The following is a 23,930-nucleotide window of genomic DNA, read 5'->3' as shown; positions in this document are numbered from 1 at the left end:
CTAAAGCGTCTCGACCTGACTATCACTGTCCGGGCGAGGCATCTCGCGCATGAACAACGCGTCCCGAACCTGGTTGACGCAGTTGAAGAATTCCCGGCCGCGCATCATCTCCAGGTTGCGCGGCCGCGGAAGGTCGATTTGTATCGTGCTTATTATACGTCCGGGCCGTGGGCTCATCACCGATACGGTATCGGACATGAATACGGCTTCGGCGATCGAGTGGGTAACGAGTAGCGCCGTCGTGTGAGATTCTGCCCATATTCTCAGCATTTCGATGTTCATGCGCTGGCGCGTGATCTCGTCGAGAGCGCCGAAGGGTTCATCCAGCATCAGCACATCTGGCTTCAGCACCAACGCACGGGCGATTGCAGCACGTTGCTGCATCCCGCCCGAAAGTTCGTGCGCGAGCGCATTTTCGAAACCCTTCAGCCCGACGAGTTCGATGAGTTCGGTGCAGAAAGCTTCTTCTTGTGACCGATGGCCGCGGCCTGCGATATCCAGCGGAAACTGAATATTCTGCCTTACGTTTCGCCAAGGCAGCAACGTTGCGCTTTGAAACACGAAGCCGAGGCGCCTTTCTCGACGGATCGCATCCGGCGGCTCGCCACCAATCGTGACACTGCCTGCGAACGGAGGAATGATGCCTGCGATCAGACGCAGCAACGTCGACTTGCCACAGCCGCTCGGCCCGATGATCGAGCCGAAGCTGCCCGCCTTGACGATCAGGTCGACGCTTTCGAGCGCGATCGTACGTCCTTTGCGCCCGTCGAAAACAGCGGTCACTCGCCCAACGTTGATGTCGCTCGACATTATTGGGACTTCAACGCAGCATCCACGAATTTGGGATCGCAAAGATCATCCAGCTTCATTTTCGAGCCGATGATGCCGGCCTGGTGATAAATGTCGATAATTCGCTCATAGACACTCATATCGAGTTCGAGAATCCCGGCCTCTCCGTGCGGACCCGCTTCAATGAATGGCTTGCTGGCTTTCACCTCGGCCAACTGTGCCGTGTAGTCGAGGCCCGATGCCCCATATTTGTCGACCATAAGTTTGGCGGTGTCCTCGGGATGGTCTAGCGCAAACCTCCACGCCTGCGACGCCGCCCGAAGGAAGCGGATCACCTTGTCCGGGTTCTTGGCTAGATAGTCCTCACGCGCATAGATCGTTCCTGTCGTTTCGGGAACGCCGAGGTCCTGAACATTCAGCATGAAGAGTTCGACGCCACGGGTTTGGAGCATCACTCCTTGATTGGTCGAATAGCCGGGTAGGGCGTCGATCTGTCCGCTGGCGAGCGCTGCTGGATCGGGAGACCCCGGCAAGAATTTAACCGAAGCGGGATCCACGCCGGCGCTCTTTAGCAAGTACAAGACGACCGGTCTGGTCGACGTCGGAACGGCGATCGTCTTGCCTTCGAGATCTTTGATGCTGCGGATTGGTTTGGCAGCAAGACTCATGATGCAGAACGGGCTCTTGGCGAAGACAGTCCCGATGATCTTCACCGGAATGCCTTTATCTCGGGCAATTAGAATTGAACCGACGGGCCTGTCGCCCAGGTCATATTGGCCGCTTGCGACGTTTGCGATTGGATCAATGTTCGGGCCGCCTGAATTAAAGGTCGGTGAGATGTCATTCTGCTTGAAGATGCCATGTTCGATTCCGGAGAAATAGCCGCCATATTGTGCGCTCTTGATCCAGGATAGCTGGAATGAAACGTCAGCAGGGGCCGCGCTGGCTGAATCGATGATGGCCGGAGCGAGTATTGCAACGGAGGCTGAGCGAATGAAATTGCGGCGGTTCATCGCGAACTTTGTGCCCATGAGTAATCTCCACCATGGATGAGCTGAAGGGAAACCTTGTAGATGCCACGGCGAGCCGAACGGCCCGGATGTGGCGAACTTTCCTGGAATTAGACGGATACTTCAAACAGCAAGCGCCGAATGGCGGCACTCGTTCGGCTGATGTGATCGTTTAAGATTCGCGCGGCCTCGTCAGCGTCGCGCCGAAGGGCTGCGACGACCATCGCGTCTTCGTCATCGGAAACGAGATCCTGATGCGGCAGGTGTGCGAGGCGTCGGTATCGATCGAAGTGGTCGTAAAGACTTTCGCAGAAACGCAGAAGCCACGGCGACCCACAGCCGCTGATGAGGCAGAGATGAAGCTCACGATGACGAGCTTCCCACTCGTCGCCCAGTCCTTCATCACCGGCCTGCAATCTGCGAGAGATCAGTGAGAAGCGGTGATGCCGTTTCACCAACTCTCCTTCCCACTCTTCATCAAGACGATCAATCGAAAGTCGGATAGCCTGCACTTCTAGATCCGTACGTCGACAGGTCAGATCTGCCAGTTCTTCGCGGCTTACTGGCGCGGCCCGAAAACCCCGTTGGCTCGACAAAACGAGAAAACCTTCCGCGGAAAGGCGGAACATCGCTTCGCGCAAGGGGCTGCTGCTCGCTCCATATCGTTCGCGCAGATCTTCGATCCGAAGTGGCGCGCCAGGGAGGCATGCGCCACTGACTACGTCGCTGCGCAATTGCGCGTAGATGGAATCAGAGAGGGTCTCGATTTTCATTTGGCTGCCTCAAACTCTTCATGCGTAATCACAAGCAATTTGCATACCAATTATTATTTTGCATATTTTTATGAATTTGCATTTTTAATGCAGTCGAAAATATCGATGTAAATCAACAGCATGATGCAGGCCGGCGAGCCCAGAACTCCCATACCTGCTTGAGGGGCGTCGCTGCCCACTATTTCGGCGCTACGGTCCAGGTCGAGGGCGGAACTGGTCGGTTTGTCAGCCGGCCGCGGAATTGAATCGCCCCGCAGCGTCGGCGAAAAACGGTCCGAGCGGCGAACGGCGTGCCGACGAGCGAATTGCCGCCGACCGCTGGTCAATTGGTGCAACGGGGCGAAGTATTTCTGATGCGGTGACCAACAGGCCACGAAATGAAAAGCAGCCAAGCTATCGATGCATTGGTGGGCCCGGCAGGACTCGAACCTGCAACCAGACCGTTATGAGCGGCCGGCTCTAACCATTGAGCTACAGGCCCCGCCGGCCTGCCGCAGGGGCGTCGGGCAACGGTGCGGACACCCCTTACAATGCGGCCGGTGATCCGGCAATGCCGTGATTTCGTTGTGACATTTCAACTGGTCATTCCGGGGTGGTCCGAAGGACCAGACCCGGAATCTCGAGATTCCGGGTTCGATGCTTCGCATCGCCCCGGAATGACAGGAGTTGTCGCTGGAACCGTCAACGAGGCGCGTGCGCCCTCATTCCACCGAGACGCCCGCGAAGGCGACGACCTTGCGCCATTTCTCGGTTTCGTCGGCGATCAGCTTGCCGAACTCGGCCGGCGTCATTGGCTTGGGGATACCGCCGACATCCGTCAGTCGCTCGACCACTTTGGGGTCTTTCAGGGCCTCGGCGACCGCCTTGTTGAGAATCTCCACGACTTCCGGCGGCGTGCCCTTGGGCGCGGAGATGCCGTAGAAGCCGACCGACTCGAACCCCGGCACGGTCTCGGCGATGGCCGGCACATCGGGCAGGCCGGGCCAGCGCTGCGGCGACGTGACGCCGAGCGCGCGTACGGTGCCGGCGCGCGACTGTTCCAGTGCCGAGGGCAGATTGTCGAAGATCAGTTGCACCTTGTTCGACATAATATCGGGAAAGGCGATCGCCGATCCGCGATAGGGCACATGGACCATTTCAATTGCGGCCATCGCCCTGAACAATTCCGCCGACATGTGGACTGAAGTGCCGTAGCCCGATGACGCGTAGGAGACCTTGCCCGGATTGGCTTTGCAGTAGTCGATGAACTCCTGAACGGTTTTCACCGGCAACGCATTCGATACCACCAGCATGTTGGTGAGCTGGATGATGCTGGCGACCGGCACCGTGTCGCGGATGAAATCGTAGGACAGTTTCTTATACAGCGACGTGCTGATCGCGTTGTTGGGGGCGACGAACAACAGCGTATAGCCGTCCGGCGCCGAATTGATCGCGGCGGCGGCGGCGATGTTGCCGCCGGAGCCGCCGCGGTTTTCGACCACGAATTGCTGACCGAAATGTTCCGACAGCCACTGCGCCATGATACGCGCCACGATATCGACCGGGCCGCCGGCGGCGAAGCCGATCAGCCAGCGCACCGGACGGTTCGGATAATCCGCGGCGGATGCCGGCGCGCTGCCGATGGCAACGCTCAAAAGGCAGGCCAGGCCGATGACCAGGCCCGTAACAGATGCGCGCAGGATTTTCATGAAAGCCACTCCAAAGCCGCTCCGCACAAACGCCTATCCGTCATGCTTTCACACAAACCGGGAATTGCCTACATTGCCTTTTGCCCGATGTTCTTGCATGGGTCTACGATAGCGCCAGGAAAGCCGAGTAACATGACGTCACGCGGATACCAGGGGGGATCGCCGATGAAACTCGCTCACATGATTTGCGCGGGCGTGCTGTTGCTGGCCGGAAATGCTGCGGCGCAAGAGGCAAGCAAGACCATGCAGGACAAGACCATGCAGAAGATCACGATCAGTCTGGGAACGGCGACGCAGGGTGGCGGTTTTCCGCTCTACGGCAACGCGTTTGCCGAAGTAATGGCGCAAACCGATCCGTTGCTGTCGATCCAGACGCGCAACACCATGGGCAGCAGCGAGAATATGCCGATGCTCGAAGCCGGGCAGCTCGATCTCGGACTGGTCGCCGGTGAGTCCTTTTATCAGGCGCTGGAAGGCATCGGGCGGCCGAAAATCAATTTGAGGATTTTGACAGCAATCTATTCCAGCGCCGGCATGTTCGCGGTGCGCGGTGACAGTCCGTATCGCACCATTCAGGATCTGATCGGCAAGACGGTCGCCTTTGGCGCCAAGGGGTCCGGCATTCCGATCCTGGCGCGTTACATGCTGGACGGTATCGGCCTGAAGCAGGACGGCGATTTCAACGCCGTCTTGCTGGATCATGCCCGCGAGGCGCCGGAAATGGTGCTTGACGGACGGGCCGCCGCGCTGTGGGGCGCCGGTATCGGCTATCCCGGATTCAACGAATTGGCGAAAAGCCCCTCCGGTGCCCACTTCATCGCGCCGACGGCCGACGAGATCGTGCGCATGCAGGCCAAGCACGCCTTCCTCAAGCCGATGACCATTCCGGCCGGAAGTTACCCCGGCCAAACCGGGCCGATCAATTCGATGGGCTCATGGAGTTTCATTCTGGCCCGCGTCAATCTCGATGACGAGGTAGCCTATCGGCTGGCGAAGACGCTGCACCAATCCGAAGCGGCATTCTGCAAGAGATTGACACAGGCCTGCGAGACCACGGCCGCTAATTCGATCGCGGCCGTGCCGAGCCTCGAACTGCTGCATCCCGGCGTGCTGAAATATTATCGCGAGATCGGGCTGGTGAAGTAGTTTCGCGAGGTAGTGAAATAATTCGGGGTGGTGAGTAACTCTCGGTGTCGTCCCGGCGAACGACCCATACGCCGCGGCCCTTCGTTTAAGCACGGCAGCAGTCACCTTCCTTCATCATCAACATTTGTGGTTATGGGTCCCGGCTCAAGGCCGGGACGACGACTGAGTTTATATTCGTCGCTGGCGAGTAGACCGCAACGACGCGGATTATTTCTTCACCAGCGAACAGGCCGGATCGGGCGGACCAAACGCGTCCTCGCCCGATATCGTCGTCAGCACCTTGTAATAATCCCAGGGATATTTGGACTCTTCGGGTGACTTGACCTGCACCAAAATGAGGTCGTGCACCATCAGATTGTCCTCGCGCAGTTTGCCGTTGCGGGAAAAGAAATCCTCGACCGGCTTCTCGCGCATCTTCGCGGCTACCTTGAGCGGTTCGTCGGTGCCGGTCTCCTTGACGGCGTTGAGATAGGTCATCACGGAGGAGTAGACGCCGGCCTGCCACATCGTCGGCATCTGCTTCATCTTGGCGAAATAGCGCTTTGACCATTCGCGGGTCTTCTCGTCCATGTCCCAGTAGAACGACGTCGTCAGCAACAATCCCTGCGCTGCCGGAAGCCCGAGCGAATGGATGTCGGTGATCAGCACCAGCAGGCCGGCCATCTGCTGGCCGCCTTTCAGCACGCCGAATTCGCCGGCGGTCTTGATCTCGTTCATGTTGTTGGGCGGCCCGCCGGCGATGCCGATGATCTTGGCCTTGGAGGCCTGGGCCTGCAGAATGAACGACGACAGATCGGGCGTCGCAAAAGGCGGCTTCACCGAGCCGACCACCTTGCCGCCATTCTTGACGATCATCGCCGAAGCGTCACGTTCGAGCGCGTGACCGAAAGCATAATCGTCGGTGATGAAGAACCAGCTATCGCCGCCGCGCTTTACCACGGCCTGCGCGGTGCCTACTGCGAGCGCACGGGTGTCGAACACCCATTGCATCGCGTAGGGCGAGCAGAACTTGCCGTGAAAATCCGCCGAGCCGGTCGAATGTGCGATGAACATCTTTTTCTTTTCGTTGGCGACGTTCTGCACCGCAAGACCCACCGCCGACACCGGCACGTCCACGATCAGGTCAACCTGCTCGGTGTCATACCAGCGCCGCGCAATGCTGGCGCCAATGTCCGACTTGTCCTGATGGTCGCCGATGATGACGGTTACCGGCTTGCCCAGCACCTTGCCGCCGAAATCCTCGACCGCCATTTGCGCGGCGGTCACGGATCCCGCACCGGTGGCCGAGGACGCCGGCCCGTTCATGTCGGTGAGTACGCCGATCTTGACGGTGTCGTCCGATAATTGGGCCCATGCCGCCGGCGACGCCGCTGTCGCGGCCGCGAGCGCCATTCCAAGCATGGCTGTGCTTCTGGTGAACATCCCCACTCCTCCCGTTGCGGCACGTTGGCCCCTGTTATTGGCCGGGAGCTTAAGCTCAGCCGACCCGCCTTTTTGCAATCATTCGATGGGCGGCGTCAACGTGACCAAAGGGCCCGGAAGGGAGGCGTGGTCTAATCACCATCCAGTTCGGCCAGCCTCTCCGCGGCGGCGATGTCATCCGGCGTGTTGGCATTGAAGAAGGGATCGAACGGCTCGGCCGGCCAGGTCACGGTCGCGAGCCGGTAGCGTCCGGTCCAGCGGCCGACCCCCCTGATATCCTCCACGACCAGCGCGTGGCGAAGCTCCTCACGCAAGGCCACGCTCCATAATCCGATCACCGGATGCGACTGCTCGCCGGAGGCGGCGACCGCCAACTGCGCATCCTGTTCGACGCGGGCGCGATGCAGGCGTGCAACGAGATCGCGCGGCAGGAACGGGCAGTCACCCGCCGCGCTCAGAATCCAGCCGGCGTCAGGACGATGGGCGGCCGCCCAGTCGAGGGCTGCCAGAATGCCCGCGAGCGGTCCGGGAAAATTCTCGACCGTGTCTGGAATAACGGGCAGGCCGAAACTTGCGAAACGCGCGGGATCGCCATTGGCGTTGAGAATGAGCCCATCGCATTGTGGCGCAAGCCGCGCGATCACGCGTGCCAGGATCGGGCGGCCGCCGATCTGGCGCATCGGCTTGTCGCCGCCGCCCATCCGCCGCGCCAGCCCGCCGGCGAGCAAGACGCCGGGGATGGCGGGCACCGGAACCTCGTCGATCTTCGTCATCATCCATGGGCCCGCATGACATTCCCCGTTGGCCGATATAAAGCACCCTTTAGCAAAACATACCCGGTTCCACCGGGCGTTCGGAGAAATAGATGAGAGTGATTGGCCTTGCGGGATGGAGCGGCGCCGGCAAGACGACGCTGCTGACGCGTCTTATCCCGCATTTTCGCGAGCAGGGCCTGCGCGTCTCCGTCATCAAGCACGCCCATCACGATTTCGATATCGATGTACCAGGCAAGGATTCCTGGCGCCACCGGCAGGCGGGTGCCGAAGAGGTGCTGGTGGCGTCCGGCAATCGATGGGCCTTGATGCATGAATTGCGCGAAGCCCCCGAGCCGCGGCTGACGGAGTTGCTGTCGAAAATGTCGCAGGTCGATCTTGTCGTGGTCGAGGGCTTCAAGTCCGAACCGTATCGCAAGATCGAGGTGTATCGTGTTGCCAACGGTAAAGCGTATCTGTTTCCCGAAGATCCCGGTATTGTCGGCATCGCCGCCGATGCAGCGGTGCAAACCGCGTTGCCCGTTGCGCATCTCGATGACATCCCGGCGATCGCCGCGATGATGCAGCGCGCCGCGCTCCCGGTCGAAGAAGTGCTGGCGCGAAGCTCCGGCACAGGCATGGATAGCGCATGACCTCCACCAAACTCGATCTCACCGGGCTGAAATGTCCATTGCCGGCGTTGATGACGCGAAAGGCGTTGAAAGGGCTGCCGCCGGGCGATCGGCTGGAAGTTCACTGCAGCGATCCGCTGTCGGTGATCGACATCCCCGCTCTGATCCAGGAAACCGGCGACAAGGTCGAGATCACCGAGCGCGTGGAACAGCGCATCGTATTCCTGATCGAAAAAGCTGGCAGTGCGAGATCCGATGCGGCTGCGTCCGCGGCTCCGGAACGAGACCGGTAAACGCGTTTTCTGCACTGCAACGGACGCAAACCATCGCTACCATTTGCCTATCGACATACGCTTGCGCTTCTGTCCCAATTGATTTCTCCGCAGGGGTGCGGGGGCTAAGTTGTGTTGCTGGCGCGCCTGGTCCGGGACGGGACCGTCGAGGCCGGCACCGGCTGCGGGAATAACATCGCGCGCCAGGTGTCAGAATTCACGAATGCGCTTCTGTAATTCCAGCGCATTCTAGAATTGTGCGAAGCAGCATTTTTAGTTGGGAGCGCGTTCAAGAAACGAAATTGGCAGACATGTCCGGCACGGACGGCTGCAGGGGAGGGAGGAATTCATGACGACAATCAGCAGCAGAGCTGGGTCCATGTCCGGGGGCGGCACGGGGATTCTTGATCGCGAGCATACGATTGCCAAAGCCGGCTTCAATCGTTGGATGGTGCCGCCGGCGGCACTCTGCATTCATCTGTGCATCGGCATGGCCTACGGCTTCAGCGTGTTCTGGCTGCCGCTGTCGCGCGCGATCGGTCTGACGGCGCCGAAGGCCTGCCCGGACATATCGCTGATGCAGGAATTGTTCACGACCACCTGCGACTGGAAGGTCGCCAGCCTCGGCTGGATGTACACGCTGTTCTTTGTCGTGCTCGGCGTTTCAGCCGCGATCTGGGGCGGCTGGCTTGAACGCGCCGGTCCGCGCAAGGCCGGTGTCGTCGCCGCGCTGTGCTGGGGCGGTGGTCTGTTGCTCGGCGCGCTCGGCATTTACGTTCACCAGCTTTGGCTGATGTGGCTCGGCTGCGGCATCATCGGCGGCGTTGGCCTCGGCCTTGGTTACATCTCGCCGGTATCGACACTCGTAAAGTGGTTTCCGGACCGCCGCGGCATGGCGACCGGCATGGCCATCATGGGCTTCGGCGGCGGGGCCATGATCGGCGCGCCGCTGGCGAATTTGCTGATCAATTACTTCAAGACTTCTACCGATGTCGGTGTCTGGCAGACGTTCCTTGTCATGGGTATCGTCTATTTCGTGTTCATGATGATCGGAGCCTTCTCTTATCGCGTAACGCCCGCCAACTGGGTGCCTGAGGGATGGACCGCGCCGGTCAAGGCCAACGCCATGGTCTCGAAAAACAACGTGCATCTGGACAATGCGCACAAGACGCCGCAGTTCTGGCTGATCTGGTGGGTGCTCTGCCTGAACGTGTCGGCCGGTATCGGCGTGATCGGGATGGCCTCGCCGATGTTGCAGGAAATTTTCGCGGGCAAGCTGATCGGGATGCCGGACCTGAGCTTCAGCCAGCTCTCGGCCGATCAGAAAACCGCGATCGCGGCGATCGCCGCCGGTTTTGCCGGCTTGCTGTCGCTGTTCAACATCGGGGGACGTTTTTTCTGGGCATCGCTGTCGGATTATATCGGCCGCAAGAAGACCTATTACTGCTTCTTCCTGCTTGGTATCGCGCTGTACGCGCTGGCGCCGACCTTCGCGGCGATGGGTTCGAAGCTGCTGTTCGTTCTCGGCTTCGGCATCATCCTGTCGATGTATGGCGGCGGCTTCGCCACCGTGCCGGCCTATCTCGCCGATATGTTCGGAACGCAATTCGTCGGCGCCATTCATGGACGCTTGCTGACGGCATGGTCGACGGCGGGCATCATCGGCCCGGTTGTCGTGAACTACATACGCGAGTTTCAGCTCGCGGCCGGCGTACCGCGCGACCAGCTTTACAACACGACGATGTATATTCTGTGCGCGATGCTGATCGCGGGCTTGATCTGCAACTATATGATCAAGCCGGTCGATCCGAAGTGGCATATGAGCAACGACGAGGTCGCCAAGCTGCAGGCGGCAAGTGCTGCAAGCTCGACTGGAACGCAATCCGGATCGTTCGGTATCGGCAAAGGCGGCTTCGACGCAAAGGCGGCGCTGTTCTGGGCCTTTGTCGGCGTGCCGCTCGCATGGGGCGTCTGGAAGACGCTGGAAAGCGCGGTCAAGATCTTCTGATCAACCACTCGTTGCCGCGGGACGTGATTGTCGCCTCCCGCGGCCTTTTATTATTCAATCAAGAAACAGGATCAGGGGAATCCCAATGCTTCGCATCAGTGTTTGTCTTGCCGCCGTGCTGCTTGTCGCCGGCAGCATCGATACGGTTTCGGCCCAGACGGCGGCGCCCGCCGCAAAACCGTCCAGAATGAAATTGACCATCGAACATCTTAAAGAGATGCGCGCGAAATGGGTCCAGAACCGGCCCAAGCTGAAAGCCTGCCGCGCCGAGGTCAAGTCGAAGGGACTGACCGGCGACGACCGCTGGTTTTACATCTCGGACTGTATGGACAGGAGCTGAAGCCCGGATCGCGACCGGGAAAATTGTTTAATCGAATTTGGCGCGTTGCGGGCAACCCGTAACGCGCCACTCTTTTTTAAACAAAAGATTCGGCCAGCGCCAGATAAAGCGCGAATAGAAAACCCGCGACGGTCGGGAGCACCACGAGCGAGCCGCCTTCTTCCAGCGCGACCGGAATCATCGCGTGCGCAACCAGCGCTAGCACCGCGCCGCCTGCCAGCGCCTGGGCAAAGATCGCGGTCAAGGCTTCGCTGCTGCCGATGAAAGCCTTGCCGGCCGCGGCGGCGATCACGCCGGCGAGCAATACCGTTGACCACAGACCGAAGATTCCCGCCGGACGATAGCCGGCCTTGGTCAGCATCGATGCGCTGGCCGCCGCTTCCGGGATTCCGCCCAGAAACATCCCCAGCATCAACGTCAGCGATAGATTGCCGAACGCGGTGAACTTGGCGCCGATCACCAGGCAGCCCGGAATAGTGTCGAGAATATTGCCGAAAACGATCGCCATTCCCGCGCCATTGGCGGCCTCTACCAGCATTTTACCGGTCTCGTGCCGATTGAGATGATCGAGGCTTCCGTTCGCGACCTTGGCCCATTTGGCGGCGTCAGTTCCTCCAGCGCTGAGGTTGCTGATCGCGCGCTGGTGGCTGATGCGTTGCACGGCTTCGGCCAATTGGGGATCGGCCGCAACGAGCTGTTCGAAATCCTGCTTTGCGATTCTCAATAGATTTGTATCTTCGGCGGCGCGGATCGTCGCGGTGCGCGGCTCGCCGCTGAGCAGAGACATTTCTCCAAACGCATGGCCCACGCCGAGCACTGCGATCGCGCTGCAGGCGGCATTACTTTGAGGTCCGGCGTCGGTCAAAACCTCGATTTTTCCGCGTGCGACGATGTAAAGCGCGTCGCCGGCATCGCCGGCCCGAAATAGAATCTCACCGGCTTTGAGTTGCCGATCCTGAATACAGGGCAGGATTTGCTCGATCTGTTCGGCCGGCAGATGGCGCATCAGATCGGATTTTGCCAGGAGCTTGATCCGCTCCGCCGTGTCGGCCTGCTTGCGCGCCAGCGCATATTCGCGAAACTGCGTGCCGTAGCGTACAGCAGCTCCCTTTTTCTCCAGAGCCCGCGATGCCGTGTAATAAAGGGTGGCGCCCACCGCAAATCCCGCGCTGACAAAGAGCCACGCCGCACGGGCATCGAAACCCTGTTGATGGAGCGACAACGCGCCTTCATAGGCGAGTTCGATCGCGAGCGCTGATATCAGCGAGCCGGCGGCGAAAGCCAGCAGACAGGCGAGCAGACGCTTTGAAATCGGAAGATAGAGACCGATCGCGGCTCCCAGCATGGAAGAGGAGGTGGTCCCGAGCCCGAGCAGGGACGCCATGGCAAGCTCGTACAGGGCGCTCATCTATGGAGCAATCGCTTTGGGGTTTTGGCGGGGCTTTCTCGAATTCATGCGATCTCGCATTCAACTCATGCCGATGGGTAAGGCTGCGAAACGGAATATGTTTTTAGGCCGATGACGATGACCCGGAGATGACGGTTCGTAAGCGCGAAAATAATCCGGCGGCTGAAATTGCCCCCTCGTTGTGTTCAAACTGCTCCGAAACCCCGCTTGATGTTGGAGATAACGGCCGCTATCCGCTGCCGGGTGTGGGCTGCAAGGCGCATCAATCGGCGCAGAGGCGCGACCAGCACACTGCCCTGGTTTTCCAGATCAAGTTCGAATCTCTCGGACGGAAATATGGTCGCGCATCCCCCTTGGGCCCGGGAATGCCGCCGCGCGAACGACAGTGCAGAGCGCTCAAACAGGAAAATTCCGCCGGTCTTGCCCCTGGCCTCGCGTGCCAGCCAGAAACCGTCGCTGTTGCGGCCGATGAAAAATGCCGGGATCGCCTCGTTGATGATGCCGGGATCGAGCGGCTGAAATGGCGCGGTGGCGGTTGAGACTCCGCCGCCGGGCAGGATACCGGTGGGCCGGCTATCCTGCGCGGTCGTAGCGGGTGAGTGCCGCGACGTCTGCTCTCTCGAAATGTCGGGGCATGTCAGCGGCATGGCGATCATGGTGCTGATATCGGCGGGCTCTGCGTGGCACCAAGTTCTGCGCTGAAATTTCCCGCGCTGAAATTTCTTCCGGCGATTTTTGCGCTCATGTCGAGTTCGATTTCGCGCGATAATTCGATGATGGTTTCGGGATGATGGCCGTTCTCGAACAGCGCATATTTGACGGCTTGCGCGCGATTGACGAACAGGCCGCCATAGAGGCCGTTCTGTTCCTGTGCGACCCAGTTGCCGCGGCGGTTCTTTCCAATAAAGACGATGGTCGATGCAGAGCTACACGATGGAGGTTCGACGAGCTTCACGTTGGTCATTCCTTCTGATGATGAGCCAGACCCACCCGGATCGCGTCATCCTTCCGTTGCGTTCATCGATCGATGCGCCGCTGTCAGGATGGTTACCGTGCCGGGAGGCCGTCTTGCTCATGCCTGCAATATCCACCTCGCCGGATATGAATTCGAGGGCGGCAAGGCGGCGATCTCATAAGCGCCGTATAAGATCGGAAACCGAGTGAAATTCAGCTCTACACCGGAGGAGCGGAACCGAAGCCGCTGAACAGGCAGCACAGGGCTGCATAGGCCAGCGCCTCATCCCAATGGTTAAGGACGCTATCGAGCGGGGTTTCATGCTCCAGCGCCGCCAGGACGGAGCTCAGGATCGCAGACATCCACAATAGCGCGGTCAGGCTTCGATCGAAGCCGATGCCGCCAAACGCGGCGAACACGACCAGAATGAGCATGCGCAGGCAGAAGCGGACGATCACACGAATCGATCGCAACTCCGCCGTGAGATTCGGAAGCTGTGCCAAATCTTGATACTCTTACGCGAAATTGTCCGTGCAGACCGGCTCGTACAGTGAGTCTGCGCCGCGCGGCGTGGTGGGAACGCTTGTTCCGATCGTCCTCGCGTTGAAGCGTTGGGCTTCGACCAGTGCGATCAACATCGCGAGTGGCAGATCCGGGTGGCGGGTTTCGATCGGCTGATCGAGCCATTCGGGCAATTCACGCTGGCGCGACAGCGCGCAATGCCATTCACCCTCGTCATAGGCGATACGGCGAACTTGCCATTGCGGTAGTTCCAGTTCGATCAGCGCCAGCGCAACGTCCATCCAGGCGCCCGACTGAATCAATCGTTCGATCCGCTGGCTCTTCGTGGTCCGCATGATCGGCGGATAGCGCCGGCAGGTCTCGGCGATGATGTCCGACATCAGTTCCACGGTCACGGCATGTGCATCGCGAAGCCGGTCGTCGATCTCGCCGGGATCGCGATTTGCTGAAAGCAGCATGGTTTTGTCCCGTACAAAGCACGGTCGCCGCTTGCGACCGAACCTGTAAATTGGTCAAAACGGCATTTGAAAGCGAGGCGGGGCTGGGCCCCGAAATATAAGGATTTCATAAAGCCCGAATGCACCCAGTTAGGCGCGTCCGAAAGCCAATGCTCAAAACACCAGTCGTGCCGCGGCCTGGGACATCAGGTGTAAATTGCCGGGATTGGCAGGGTCGCAGCGCAGCCTGAAGGTCTGGCCTTGCCGGGGAGGGGCCACCTGCCAGGGCATTGAATCCTGCAGCGTCGTTACGAATGCGCCGCCGTTCGGTGGCGTTATCTCTAGCGTCACTTTGACGAGCCAGGTGTTGATCGGCGCAAACGGCAGTTCTTCGGAATAAAGAACGCGGGCGGTACACGGCCGCCGCTGGTCGCTGCCGGCCAAGGCCTGCGTCGTGCCTTGCGCCAGGAACGTCGCCGTTGCCAGCACGATCGCCGCGGCAATGGAGAATTTCATATCGTGCGTCCCTTGTCGTGATTCCCTTGCGTCGTGCTGTCGATGCCAACGATCTCGCGCGAGACTGCTCGGAGCGCGAACCAAAATCAAGATGCACAGGGATCGGTTCTGCGGGGATTATCAATCGCAGCTCTGCAAAAGAAAAAAGTATTTCAGCAAGCGGCTGACGGATGGCTTTCAGATCTGCTTGCGAGTCCGCCAGACGAAAAAAATAAAGGCCGCGACCAATCCCGCGACGATCAGCATCCAGTATTGGCCTTCAAAACCGAGAAATACAAAGCGCTTGATGAGAAACTGCACCGTTCCCGTCCCCAATTTTGGGCAGAATAAGCGGTTTGTTTGTGCAAGATAAGCGCTTTGACGACGCAAATATATTATTTTTATATTGTCGCCGGACCGATCCGGGATTCCGTTTCTGCATGTTTCGCAGAGGTGCCTTGGGCGCGTTAGGCTCCCATACGCGACAAAAGCCTGTCGAAATCGGGAGGGCCGTAACGGATACCGTCCGGGCCGGTGATGAAGACCTGCCAGCCCTCATCAACAAGAGCCCGTGCCTTGGCAATAGCGACGGCGACGCTCAGGCGAACCGTTGTTGCGGAGTCCTCGCCTCGTGAGGCGTGTACGATGAAGGTCACGGCAAACCCTTTTTGCGCGATGCATTCATCGACGTCACGCTGCGGCGTTTTTTCAAGACGTCCGCGTTCTAGCAATTTCCATTCCAGCCGGACGTGCAATCCCCGACGACATCAGGCCATCAGGAAAAGGAGCGTGAGCCGGCTTCGATTAACATTCCGTTGAGGAAATCTTCCAGCGCCTGTTTCCCCGCCAGATGCGCCGCGCGATGCGAACGGAAACCGCCCTCCCACAATTTGACGCCCATCGGTCTGCGCTTGCGGCGAATTTCCCAATACCAGCCATCTCCGTTGTTCCCGGTTCGGGAAATGGCGATGTAGAATGATCTGCGTGGCGAGGGTCGAAGCATGATCAGTCCAGACTTGTCGATCACCGGGTTTTGTTCGGCGCGCTATTCCGCTGAAATATCTTCGAGACGGGCCTGCAGGCGATAGCCGACGCCCGACTCGGTCACCAGAAGGCGCGGCTGATTGGGATCGGTCTCGATTTTCTGCCGCAATTTGCGCACGAGAATACGCAAATACTGGATATTGTCCCGCTGGTTGCCGCTCCAGATATCCTTGAGCAGTTGGTCGTGCGTTACCACCAGGCCGACATGCGTGGCGAGGATATGGAGCAGGCGATATTCTTTTCGCGTCAGCCTGACCTGGCTCTTGTTGAGAGATACGGTGCGGCCGACGAGGTCGATCGACAGAGGACCGGCCGTGACGACGGGGTTTTCAGTCGCACTCTTGAAATATCTTCGCAGCGCGGCTTCGCTGCGCGCCAGCAGTTCGGCCATGCCGAACGGCTTGACCACATAATCGTCCGCGCCCGCCTGCAGCAGCCGAACCTTCTCATCCTCGCCCGAGACGACCGAGAGGATGATCACAGGCACATTCGACCAGGACCGCAGCCGTTCGAGGACTTCCGTTCCGTGCAGGTCGGGCAAGGCGAGATCAAGAATGATGAGGTCCGGCGGGGTGAACGTGGCGGCCTTCAATCCATCCGCGGCGTTCTCGGCCTCGATGACCGAGAATCCCTGAAGCTCGAAACCGGCGCGCAGAAATCGCCTTATCTTGGGCTCGTCCTCGATCAGCAGTACGATGTTGGTTGGTTTACTCATTGGTCATGGCCGTTATTTCGGAAAGGTTCATTTCGGAAGCGGGCAGCGTGATGGAGGCCGTTGTTCCCAGTCCCTGCCCGGGGCTCGATATCGCGATGGTTCCGCCATTTGCGGTAACAAAGGTGGATGCGATCCAGAAGCCGAGCCCGGATCCGGGAATAGTGGCTTGATGGCGTTGGCTGCGGAAAGATCTGCGGCCGAGGAATTGCTGCTCGTCGGGCGTGATGCCGACGCCTTGATCTGAAATCGACAAAATGACGTGTCCTTGTTCGGTTTTTGCGTTGACCGAGATCGTCGACCCCGACGGCGAGTATTTGGCGGCGTTTTCGAGCAACTGCCCGCAGGACTCCTCGATCAGGCCGGAATCGACATTCACCAGCGGCAGGTCGTCGGTGAATTCGGTCTCGATCTTGTGCGCCATCAATCGCCGGGCCCTTTGCCGGATCGCCGCGTTGACGATGTCCCGCGGGTCGGCCCATTCGAGCTTCGGGCTGACGCCGCCTGCGGTCACGCGCGTTGCATTGAGCAGGTTTTGAATAAAGCCGTTAAGTCCGGCGACCTCGTCGGCAATCCCCTCGACCAGTGACTGGGCGCGAAGATCGTTCTGGATCTGGGGCATCGTCCCCAGCACGCTCGCCGATCCCTGAATGGCCGCTAGCGGCGAGCACAATTCATGCGACAGCGTGCCGTGAAATGCGTCTCGCAACAATTGCGCCTGCAGCCGCAGCCTCGCATCCTCCATCGCTTTTTCAATATCGATCCGCTGCAGCGTCAAGGAGACCTCTTCGAGGATGGTCTCGACGCGGCGTGTCTTGATATCGATGGCCGTGCCGGAGCCGTCGCCGATATTGATCGCGACGAGGCCGTGCACGGCAGTTTCGGATCCGACCGCCCTCAACAACCAGACGTTCCGGGTCGGCTCGTCGATGATGGTATGGGCCGGGACTTCGACGGTCGTGACCAAAGCGGCGACGCTGTCTTGCACCGCCCTGGGCACTGAATCGGGCGTTGAACCGGACACGGAACTGGATTTGGGCAGCTCAAATTGGCCATCCGTTCTGGCGACAAAGAAAACGGCCGGCTGTCCAAGGGTGCGGGAGAGATAGGTCTGAATGGCGGCGATCAGGTCCGATACCGTGAAACAGGCCGCCAGGCGACGCGAGAACTCGTAGAGATTTTGAATTTCCTTTTCGCGCTGGCGCAGCGTGTTGGTCTCGAGCCGCAGGCGTGAAGCGAGATTGCTGCTGACCAGCGCCACCACCAAAAACAGCAAGAGGTCGACGACCTCCTGCGGGTCCTCGACCTGGAAACTGAAGATCGGCGGAAAAAAGAAAAAATCCGCCGCGGCCATGCTCGCGATCGAAGCCAGGGTGGCCGGCCAGATGCCCCATCGGGTCGCCGCGATGATGACGGGTATCAGATACGCAATCGGCACCAGGTTGACCGCGACGGTATGGTCGAGCAACACCAGCGCCGCGGTGACGAGACCGACGCATGTCAGCGACAGCAGCAGAGGCAGGACTTCCGTCTGCAGGAATCGCGGCGATGCCGGCTCTTCATCCAGCGGCTCACCGGTGTTCGTGTTGTCAACCGGGGTTGCGGTCGCTTTCCCGAACTTCCGAACGATAGGCAGGTGAGAATTCAAAGGAGTGTGCTTTCGTAGTGAAAGACACCGAGAAATCTTCACCATGGCTCGCCAAGAGCCGCAGAAAGATCGTGCCCCATCAACATTCAATGTGACGTTGCAATCCCGGCTCGCAGGATTGGCGATCGGCTGACCGCCGTTGTTGCGAATAACCGTTGATGCCAGTCAAACCAAAAATTGCCTCGATGTCGCTAACTACCCAGCGCTGTCAGCATTCTCCAAATCGACGTAGAAAATCTATGCCGTTCATGGGTCAAAGAAATATAAAAGTAATAGGATTTGGCGGGCTGCGATCCTGACATCGGCCAATATGCGCCAAGTATCGCCAAGCATGCGTCAGGTGATCTCGTGGCTGACGGGCTCCACCTCGTGCGTATCCGGCCGATAATCGCCTATCCAACCGATCATATTGCATGACTATTCGCTTGGCGTTTCGCTCCGCGCGTCGGGGATCGCAGTCAAAACTGCTGCATGTTTCGCCCGGCCTTTCAGCAGCGCGACGAAGCAACTGACAATTGCATGTGCAATCGGCGCCAGGGGCGTCATCCAAACTATTTTATTCCAATGAAACGGTACAGCAAACCGCATCGAATTTCTGTGTTGCTTCAGCGCAAGATAACGTCGACGGCGCGCAAAATCGCAGGAGCGCTTTCAGCGATCCTCGCGGCGCCGGTTTGATCCTGACTTGGAGAAACTGATTTGACCCATGTCATCACCAGAAGTAAGCGGATCGGGTTTTTGGTTCTGATTGCGACCGTGCAGATCGCCTTTATCGGTGGCGACGCCGTCGCGGAGACCGCCAAAGTGCGCGATCGTAACCTCGCAGCGAATGCTCGCGCAGGCGAACCCGCGAAAAGCGCGGGACTTGCGCCGATGCGTTATTACGGCGGGCCGAAATCTTCGATGTGGCGCGGTCCGGTACAAAATTAGGTCCGCACAGCGTTGCCTTGTGAGTACGTGGGGCCGCATGAGCGCGCGGGCTTGGGCAGGCGGGGGCGGGCATCGTCATTCCCGCCCGGCGTGTGACGCTTATTTGACAGCGGCTGGATCAGGTTTCCGTGCGGCCGTCCTTTGAAGTCGAGGGGAATGATTCGGGCTGTTGTTTGTCATGACTTTTGCTGCCGAGGCCGGGGCGACCGAAGGATATCCGGGCCAATCTGCGGGTATCACCCTCGCGGATTTGGGTATTTTATTTTGTGGGGGAGAAGCCCGTAAGGTTGGTGTAAGGCTGTGGCTGTTGCGCAACAAAAGCGGCTGTGTTGCTTGCGGTGCGGCAATCGGCATGGCTTGGTCCGATGCGATACTATAGCGTGCAAAAACCGCTGATTTTGGGGGCGGTCGGGTCGAGAATCAGGGAGTTTGACACCGGCATGTCTCGTTGCGACGAGGCAAACGAGGTTGTTTAGGGCCGAGGTCTTTTAGGGTAATGGGCGCAAATTCAATATGACAGCCGCGACGAACCTGATATCGCGACGGCTGCTCGCTCTGCTCGCGATTATTGCAGTGGTGGGCCTGGGGGTGTTCGGCGTTTCGCGGATGTTGATTCCGCACGCGAAATCCACGGAAACCGCTGCGACCAAATCCGAGCTTCCGCGCTACGTGCCGAGTGCTGCGGAATGGGCAAGCCTGACCGTTGAGCCGGTGACGGAACGGGTGTTTCGCGGTGAGCACGCCACCGAGGGAAAAATAGCGGTCAACGAAGACAGCTCGACACCGATATTCTCACCTTACGCGGGGCGGGTGAGCAAGCTCTTGGTCAAACCCAGCGACAAGGTGGTGCGCGGTCAGCCACTGTTCGTCGTCGAGGCCACCGATACGGTGCAGGGACTGAACGACTTTATCGCCGCGCTGAGCGCCATGAACAGCGCACGCTCCAAGCTCAATCTGGCGCAGATCGTCGAGAAGCGGGCCAATGATCTTTACCTCGGCAAGGCGGTGCCGCTGAAGGATTGGCAGCAATCCCAGAGTGATTTGACGACAGCGCAGAATGACATGCGCACGGCCGAGACGGCGCTGGAAGCCGCCCATAACCGGCTGCGCATCCTCGGCCGCTCGGAAGAGCAGATCTCGTCCTTTCAGGAAACCAGGCAAATCAGCGCCGACACCCCGATCAATTCTCCGATCGAAGGGACGGTGGTCCAACGCAAGGTCGGCCCGGGCCAGTTCATCAGCAGCGGCGCCAGCGATCCGGTATTCGTGATCGGCGATCTCTCGACGGTCTGGCTGCTGGCCTTTGTGCGGGAGACCGAAGCGTCCGATGTGGCCGTCGGCGAGGAGGTCACATTCTCGCTGCTGGCGATGCCCGGCACCCAGTTCAAGGCGCGCATCGACTACGTCGCTGCCGCGATCGATCCGGCGACCCGCCGGCTGCTGGTTCGCGCGACCATCGATAACAAGGACGGCGTGTTCAAGCCCGAGATGTTCGCCAATGTGACGATCTATTCGGGCGGCGATCATCCTTCGGTTGGCGTGCCGAAAAAGGCGCTGATCTATGAAGGCGAGCGGGTGCGCCTGTGGGTCGCTCATGACGACAAATCGATCGAGCTTCGCAACGTCGAGACCGGCCTGATCAATGGCGATCTCGTCGAAGTCAAAACCAACCTGAAGGCCGGAGAAAAGATCGTCACCAAAGGCAGTCTGTTCATCGATCGGGCCGCTTCCGGCACCTAACCGTCTTAACGCAGCGTTCAACCAAACCCGGATCGAATGGATCGTCTCGTCGCCTTTGCTGTCAGTCGCCGGTTCCTGATGTTGGGGCTGTTAGCAGCCGTGATCGTCGGCGGCCTGATCGCGTTTCAGCAATTGAATATCGAGGCCTATCCCGATCCGACGCCTCCGATGGTCGATATCGTCACCCAGAGCCCGGGACTTTCGGCCGAGGAGATCGAGCGCTACATCACCATACCGCTGGAGACGCAGATCGCCGGCATCAAGAATCTCAAGGTTATCAGGACGATCTCGCTCTACGGCCTTTCCGACGTCAAACTGCAATTCTCGTTCGACTACACCTACGATCAGGCGCTGCAGCAGGTGTTGAACCGGCTGTCCCAGTTGGCGCCGTTGTTGAACAACGCCCAGCCGCAGATTTCCCCGCTCAGTCCGATCGGCGAAATCTATCGTTATCGCCTGGTCGGCCCGCCCAATTATTCGGTGCTCGATCTCAAGACCCTACAGGACTGGGTGTTGCAGCGCCGGTTCAAGGTGGTGCCCGGCGTGATCGACGTCACGGGCTGGGGCGGCAAGACAAAGACCTACGAGCTTCAGGTCGATTTCAACAAGCTGGTGGCCAACGGGCTGACGCTGCCGCAATTGCTGCAGGCCGTAAGCAATTCGAACATCAATGTCGGCGGCAACACCGTCAATCTGGGGGCGCAGTCTGCGGTGGTGCGTGGCGTTGGCCTGATCCGTTCCATCGACAGTCTCGCCAACACCATGGTGGCGTCGAATAACGGCACCGCGGTGCTCGTCAAGGATGTTGCCAACGTTACCGTCGGTGAACAGCCGCGGCTCGGCATCGCCGGCCAGGACCAGGCCGACGATATCGTGCAGGGCATCGTGCTGATGCGGCGCGGCGAGCAGAGCGCGCCCACCATAACCCGGGTCGAGGAACTGGTTGCGACCATCAACAATTCCACCATTCTGCCGCCCGGTGTCCACATCGAACGCATCTACGATCGAAAGGACCTGATCGACACCACGACCAGGACCGTGCTGGAGAATATGGTGCTCGGCATTGTGCTGATTGTCGTGCTGCAGTGGCTGTTCCTGGGCGATCTGCGCAGCGCCATCATTGTCGGCGCGACGATACCGTTCGCGCTGTTCTTCGCGGTCAGTATCCTGGTGCTGCGCGGCGAGTCGGCCAATCTGCTGTCGGTCGGCGCGATCGATTTCGGTCTGATCGTCGATGCCACGGTGATCATGGTCGAGGCGATCTTCCGGCGGTTGTCGCACACCACGCGTCTGTCGGAGAGCGAGCAGGCCGCGAGTTCCGCCAAGATCATCATGGGCATGAAGCAGCACGCCATCCTCACGGCGGCGGCCGACGTGTCGCGGTCGATCTTCTTTGCCGCCGCCATCATCATCGCGGCGTTTCTGCCGCTGTTCACGCTGAGCGGGGTCGAGGGAAACATTTTCAGCCCGATGGCGCGTACCTATGCCTACGCGCTGGCGGGCGGTTTGCTGGCCACCTTCACGATCACGCCAGCGCTGTGCGCCATCATCCTGCCGGCCAACGTCAAGGAGACCGAGACTTTCATTATGCGGCTCCTGCATCGCATCTATATGCCGGTGCTGGCGCGTTCGCTCGCCAATCGCCGTCTGGTGCTGTTGGGCGGCGCGGCGCTGGTGATAATGACTGTTGTCGCCGTGCGTCTGCTTGGTCTGGAGTTTTTGCCGAAGCTTGAGGAAGGCAATCTCTGGATCCGCGCGACGCTGCCGCCGACGATCTCGCTGCAGGAAGGCAATTCCTACGTCAACGAGATGCGCAAGCTGATCGCCGCCCGGCCGGAGGTTGTCTCGGTGGTGTCGCAGCACGGCCGGCCCGACGACGGCACCGACGCGGCGGGCTTCTTCAACGCGGAGTTCTTCGCACCGCTCAAGCCCGCGAAAGAATGGCCCAAGGACGAAGACAAGGATGCGTTGACCGCCAAGCTGCTCGCCGATCTGCAGGAAAAATTCCCCGGCGTCGAATTCAACTTCTCGCAATATCTGCAGGACAACGTCTCCGAAGCGGTATCCGGCGTGAAGGGTGAGAACTCCATCAAATTGTACGGCAACGACCTGCAGGCGCTGACCGACACCGCCAACAAGATCAAATCGGTATTGGCGACGGTGCAGGGCATTACCGATCTGGCGGTGTTCACCTCGCTTGGCCAGCCCACGATCCAGATCGATATCGATCGCGCGCGTGCCGCGCGTTACGGCCTGTCGCCCGGCGATATCAACACCACCATCCGCACCGCGATCGGCGGTGATAGCGCCGGTGATCTCTATGAGCCGGGCAGCGACCGCCATTTCCCGATCATCGTCCGTCTGGCGCCGGAATACCGCAGGAGCGCCGAGGCAATCCAGAATTTGCGGATCGGCGCGCAGGGACCGAACGGCATCACGCAGGTGCCGCTCAGCGAAGTCGCGACGATCAAACTGGTGTCGGGTGCGGCCTATATCTACCGCGAGCAGCAGGAACGCTATCTGCCGATCAAGTTCTCGGTGCGTGAACGCGACCTCGGCAGCGCGATCGAGGAAGCGCAGCAAAAGGTCGCAGCCCAGGTGGAACTGCCGCCGGGCTCCCGGGTCGAGTGGGTCGGCGAATTCGGCAATCTGCAGGATGCTATCAAGCGGCTGTCGATCGTGGTGCCGATCAGCCTGGCGCTGATCGCGATGCTGATCTGGTTCAATTTCGGATCTGTCGTTGACACGGTCCTGACCATGAGCGTGATTCCGATGGCGGTGTTCGGCGGCATTCTCGGTCTGCTGTTGACCGGCATTCCGTTCAGCGTCTCGGCCGCGATCGGGTTCATCGCCTTGTTCGGCATCTCCGTGATGGACGGGATCATCATCCTGTCGCAATACAACCAGCTCATCGACGAGGGCATGGAGCGCGGCAAGGCGATCCTGCGTACCGGGGAACTTCAGCTCCGGCCCGTTTTGATGACCTGCGTGGTCGCCGGCATCGGGTTGCTTCCGGCCGCATTGTCGTCCGGAATCGGATCCCAGGTGCAAAAGCCGTTGGCGATCGTGGTGGTGGCGGGCATGATGCTAGCGCCTGTCGTGATCCTGATCACGTTGCCGGCCCTGATTGCGATGTTCTCGCGGCGAACGCGGCCGGATCTGGCTTCGGAAGGCCATCTGGCCCATGCGGAATGAAAACGATTGTAA

Annotated in this window: 25 protein-coding genes and 1 tRNA gene; 9 read left to right on the top strand and 17 right to left on the bottom strand. The window is 59.7% G+C overall.

All coding sequences use genetic code 11. From position 1 onward, the window contains the following. From HB676_RS17505 to HB676_RS17480, 6 genes are all read right to left on the bottom strand, one after another. Positions 1-810 (bottom strand): ABC transporter ATP-binding protein, encoded by an 810-nt coding sequence (locus HB676_RS17505; RefSeq protein WP_213739087.1) that lies wholly within the window; start codon positions 808-810, stop codon positions 1-3. Beyond that, positions 810-1,820: an ABC transporter substrate-binding protein gene (locus HB676_RS17500; protein ID WP_213739086.1), complete on the bottom strand. Its 1,011-nt coding sequence runs from the start codon at positions 1,818-1,820 to the stop codon at positions 810-812. The genes HB676_RS17505 and HB676_RS17500 overlap by 1 nt, the downstream gene beginning before the upstream one ends. A gap of 89 nt (positions 1,821-1,909) precedes the next feature. Further along, positions 1,910-2,572, bottom strand: coding sequence for an FCD domain-containing protein (locus tag HB676_RS17495; protein ID WP_213739085.1), 663 nt, complete (start codon positions 2,570-2,572; stop codon positions 1,910-1,912). A gap of 68 nt (positions 2,573-2,640) precedes the next feature. Then, positions 2,641-2,964: a hypothetical protein gene (locus HB676_RS17490; protein ID WP_213739084.1), complete on the bottom strand. Its 324-nt coding sequence runs from the start codon at positions 2,962-2,964 to the stop codon at positions 2,641-2,643. 13 nt (positions 2,965-2,977) lie between these two features. Further along, positions 2,978-3,053 (bottom strand) — tRNA-Ile (locus HB676_RS17485). A 220-nt stretch (positions 3,054-3,273) separates the two neighbouring features. Beyond that, positions 3,274-4,260 carry a tripartite tricarboxylate transporter substrate binding protein gene (locus HB676_RS17480; protein WP_213739083.1) on the bottom strand — a complete coding sequence of 329 codons (987 nt, stop codon included), beginning with the start codon at positions 4,258-4,260 and terminating at the stop codon, positions 3,274-3,276. Between the two features lie 165 nt (positions 4,261-4,425). Between HB676_RS17480 and HB676_RS17475 the strand changes: the two genes are divergently transcribed. Next, the gene (locus HB676_RS17475; protein ID WP_249780301.1) at positions 4,426-5,406 is read left to right on the top strand and encodes a TAXI family TRAP transporter solute-binding subunit; all 981 of its coding nucleotides are present in this window, start codon (positions 4,426-4,428) and stop codon (positions 5,404-5,406) included. A 207-nt stretch (positions 5,407-5,613) separates the two neighbouring features. On the opposite strand, the gene HB676_RS17470 is transcribed toward HB676_RS17475, so the two are convergent. Then, a complete protein-coding gene (locus HB676_RS17470) occupies positions 5,614-6,807 on the bottom strand; it encodes an ABC transporter substrate-binding protein (protein WP_249780316.1) in 1,194 nt (397 codons plus the stop codon). Between the two features lie 152 nt (positions 6,808-6,959). Further along, positions 6,960-7,604 (bottom strand): molybdenum cofactor guanylyltransferase MobA, encoded by a 645-nt coding sequence (gene mobA, locus HB676_RS17465; protein ID WP_213739081.1) that lies wholly within the window; start codon positions 7,602-7,604, stop codon positions 6,960-6,962. 89 nt (positions 7,605-7,693) lie between these two features. Between mobA and mobB the strand changes: the two genes are divergently transcribed. The 4 genes from mobB to HB676_RS17445 all read left to right on the top strand — a co-directional run bounded on the left by mobB (position 7,694) and on the right by HB676_RS17445 (position 10,832). Continuing rightward, entirely contained in the window at positions 7,694-8,233 is a 540-nt protein-coding gene (mobB, locus tag HB676_RS17460; protein WP_213739080.1) for a molybdopterin-guanine dinucleotide biosynthesis protein B, read from the top strand. Then, entirely contained in the window at positions 8,230-8,505 is a 276-nt protein-coding gene (locus HB676_RS17455; RefSeq protein ID WP_213739079.1) for a sulfurtransferase TusA family protein, read from the top strand. The genes mobB and HB676_RS17455 overlap by 4 nt, the downstream gene beginning before the upstream one ends. A 328-nt stretch (positions 8,506-8,833) precedes the next feature. Further along, a complete protein-coding gene (locus HB676_RS17450) occupies positions 8,834-10,492 on the top strand; it encodes an OFA family MFS transporter (RefSeq protein WP_213739078.1) in 1,659 nt (552 codons plus the stop codon). Positions 10,493-10,577: 85 nt separating this feature from the next. Beyond that, positions 10,578-10,832 (top strand): hypothetical protein, encoded by a 255-nt coding sequence (locus tag HB676_RS17445; RefSeq protein WP_213739077.1) that lies wholly within the window; start codon positions 10,578-10,580, stop codon positions 10,830-10,832. 76 nt (positions 10,833-10,908) lie between these two features. On the opposite strand, the gene HB676_RS17440 is transcribed toward HB676_RS17445, so the two are convergent. From HB676_RS17440 to HB676_RS17415, 6 genes are all read right to left on the bottom strand, one after another. Beyond that, complete coding sequence (locus HB676_RS17440) at positions 10,909-12,216, bottom strand: cyclic nucleotide-binding domain-containing protein (RefSeq protein ID WP_213739076.1); 1,308 nt, start codon at positions 12,214-12,216, stop codon at positions 10,909-10,911. Positions 12,217-12,425: 209 nt separating this feature from the next. Further along, positions 12,426-12,896 carry a hypothetical protein gene (locus HB676_RS17435; protein ID WP_213739075.1) on the bottom strand — a complete coding sequence of 157 codons (471 nt, stop codon included), beginning with the start codon at positions 12,894-12,896 and terminating at the stop codon, positions 12,426-12,428. Further along, positions 12,893-13,195 (bottom strand): hypothetical protein, encoded by a 303-nt coding sequence (locus HB676_RS17430; protein WP_346347365.1) that lies wholly within the window; start codon positions 13,193-13,195, stop codon positions 12,893-12,895. Before HB676_RS17430 ends, HB676_RS17435 begins: the two co-directional genes overlap by 4 nt. Positions 13,196-13,413: 218 nt before the next feature. Beyond that, on the bottom strand, positions 13,414-13,698 hold the full coding sequence (locus tag HB676_RS17425; RefSeq protein WP_213739074.1) for a hypothetical protein: 285 nt from the start codon (positions 13,696-13,698) through the stop codon (positions 13,414-13,416). 12 nt (positions 13,699-13,710) lie between these two features. Then, entirely contained in the window at positions 13,711-14,175 is a 465-nt protein-coding gene (locus HB676_RS17420; protein ID WP_213739073.1) for a hypothetical protein, read from the bottom strand. 153 nt (positions 14,176-14,328) lie between these two features. After that, positions 14,329-14,670, bottom strand: a complete 342-nt coding sequence (locus HB676_RS17415; protein ID WP_213739072.1) for a hypothetical protein — start codon at positions 14,668-14,670, stop codon at positions 14,329-14,331. Positions 14,671-14,712: 42 nt separating this feature from the next. On the opposite strand from HB676_RS17415, the gene HB676_RS17410 reads away from it, so the two are divergent. Further along, positions 14,713-15,000, top strand: coding sequence for a hypothetical protein (locus tag HB676_RS17410; protein ID WP_213739071.1), 288 nt, complete (start codon positions 14,713-14,715; stop codon positions 14,998-15,000). 116 nt (positions 15,001-15,116) lie between these two features. Here the strand turns inward: HB676_RS17410 and HB676_RS17405 are convergent, their stop codons facing one another. From HB676_RS17405 to HB676_RS17395, 3 genes are all read right to left on the bottom strand, one after another. Next, complete coding sequence (locus HB676_RS17405; protein WP_213739070.1) at positions 15,117-15,404, bottom strand: hypothetical protein; 288 nt, start codon at positions 15,402-15,404, stop codon at positions 15,117-15,119. Positions 15,405-15,694: 290 nt separating this feature from the next. Next, positions 15,695-16,408 (bottom strand): response regulator, encoded by a 714-nt coding sequence (locus HB676_RS17400; RefSeq protein ID WP_213739069.1) that lies wholly within the window; start codon positions 16,406-16,408, stop codon positions 15,695-15,697. After that, positions 16,401-18,053, bottom strand: coding sequence for a DUF4118 domain-containing protein (locus HB676_RS17395; RefSeq protein WP_213739068.1), 1,653 nt, complete (start codon positions 18,051-18,053; stop codon positions 16,401-16,403). The genes HB676_RS17400 and HB676_RS17395 overlap by 8 nt, the downstream gene beginning before the upstream one ends. 699 nt (positions 18,054-18,752) lie before the next feature. Between HB676_RS17395 and HB676_RS17390 the strand changes: the two genes are divergently transcribed. The 3 genes from HB676_RS17390 to HB676_RS17380 all read left to right on the top strand — a co-directional run bounded on the left by HB676_RS17390 (position 18,753) and on the right by HB676_RS17380 (position 23,918). Further along, positions 18,753-18,983 (top strand): hypothetical protein, encoded by a 231-nt coding sequence (locus HB676_RS17390; RefSeq protein WP_213739067.1) that lies wholly within the window; start codon positions 18,753-18,755, stop codon positions 18,981-18,983. Between the two features lie 513 nt (positions 18,984-19,496). Continuing rightward, positions 19,497-20,723 (top strand): efflux RND transporter periplasmic adaptor subunit, encoded by a 1,227-nt coding sequence (locus tag HB676_RS17385; protein ID WP_213739066.1) that lies wholly within the window; start codon positions 19,497-19,499, stop codon positions 20,721-20,723. Between the two features lie 36 nt (positions 20,724-20,759). Next, positions 20,760-23,918: a CusA/CzcA family heavy metal efflux RND transporter gene (locus tag HB676_RS17380; RefSeq protein ID WP_213739065.1), complete on the top strand. Its 3,159-nt coding sequence runs from the start codon at positions 20,760-20,762 to the stop codon at positions 23,916-23,918. Positions 23,919-23,930: the final 12 nt, after the last annotated feature.

This window comes from Bradyrhizobium sp. dw_411 (assembly GCF_018449695.1).
GTDB lineage: Bacteria > Pseudomonadota > Alphaproteobacteria > Rhizobiales > Xanthobacteraceae > Bradyrhizobium.
This window is presented reverse-complemented; position numbering and strand designations above follow the sequence as displayed.

Coding starts and splice junctions, on each gene's coding strand:
- HB676_RS17420 (WP_213739073.1), bottom strand. CDS start 14,175: ATGCTGCTTTCAGCAAATCGCGATCCCGGCGAGATCGACGACCGGCTT.
- HB676_RS17480 (WP_213739083.1), bottom strand. CDS start 4,260: ATGAAAATCCTGCGCGCATCTGTTACGGGCCTGGTCATCGGCCTGGCC.
- HB676_RS17450 (WP_213739078.1), top strand. CDS start 8,834: ATGACGACAATCAGCAGCAGAGCTGGGTCCATGTCCGGGGGCGGCACG.
- HB676_RS17410 (WP_213739071.1), top strand. CDS start 14,713: ATGCCAACGATCTCGCGCGAGACTGCTCGGAGCGCGAACCAAAATCAA.
- HB676_RS17385 (WP_213739066.1), top strand. CDS start 19,497: ATGACAGCCGCGACGAACCTGATATCGCGACGGCTGCTCGCTCTGCTC.
- HB676_RS17455 (WP_213739079.1), top strand. CDS start 8,230: ATGACCTCCACCAAACTCGATCTCACCGGGCTGAAATGTCCATTGCCG.
- HB676_RS17505 (WP_213739087.1), bottom strand. CDS start 810: ATGTCGAGCGACATCAACGTTGGGCGAGTGACCGCTGTTTTCGACGGG.
- HB676_RS17415 (WP_213739072.1), bottom strand. CDS start 14,670: ATGAAATTCTCCATTGCCGCGGCGATCGTGCTGGCAACGGCGACGTTC.
- mobB (WP_213739080.1), top strand. CDS start 7,694: ATGAGAGTGATTGGCCTTGCGGGATGGAGCGGCGCCGGCAAGACGACG.
- mobA (WP_213739081.1), bottom strand. CDS start 7,604: ATGATGACGAAGATCGACGAGGTTCCGGTGCCCGCCATCCCCGGCGTC.
- HB676_RS17445 (WP_213739077.1), top strand. CDS start 10,578: ATGCTTCGCATCAGTGTTTGTCTTGCCGCCGTGCTGCTTGTCGCCGGC.
- HB676_RS17495 (WP_213739085.1), bottom strand. CDS start 2,572: ATGAAAATCGAGACCCTCTCTGATTCCATCTACGCGCAATTGCGCAGC.
- HB676_RS17440 (WP_213739076.1), bottom strand. CDS start 12,216: ATGGCGTCCCTGCTCGGGCTCGGGACCACCTCCTCTTCCATGCTGGGA.
- HB676_RS17400 (WP_213739069.1), bottom strand. CDS start 16,408: ATGAGTAAACCAACCAACATCGTACTGCTGATCGAGGACGAGCCCAAG.
- HB676_RS17380 (WP_213739065.1), top strand. CDS start 20,760: ATGGATCGTCTCGTCGCCTTTGCTGTCAGTCGCCGGTTCCTGATGTTG.
- HB676_RS17435 (WP_213739075.1), bottom strand. CDS start 12,896: ATGATCGCCATGCCGCTGACATGCCCCGACATTTCGAGAGAGCAGACG.
- HB676_RS17475 (WP_249780301.1), top strand. CDS start 4,426: ATGAAACTCGCTCACATGATTTGCGCGGGCGTGCTGTTGCTGGCCGGA.
- HB676_RS17470 (WP_249780316.1), bottom strand. CDS start 6,807: ATGCTTGGAATGGCGCTCGCGGCCGCGACAGCGGCGTCGCCGGCGGCA.
- HB676_RS17500 (WP_213739086.1), bottom strand. CDS start 1,820: ATGGGCACAAAGTTCGCGATGAACCGCCGCAATTTCATTCGCTCAGCC.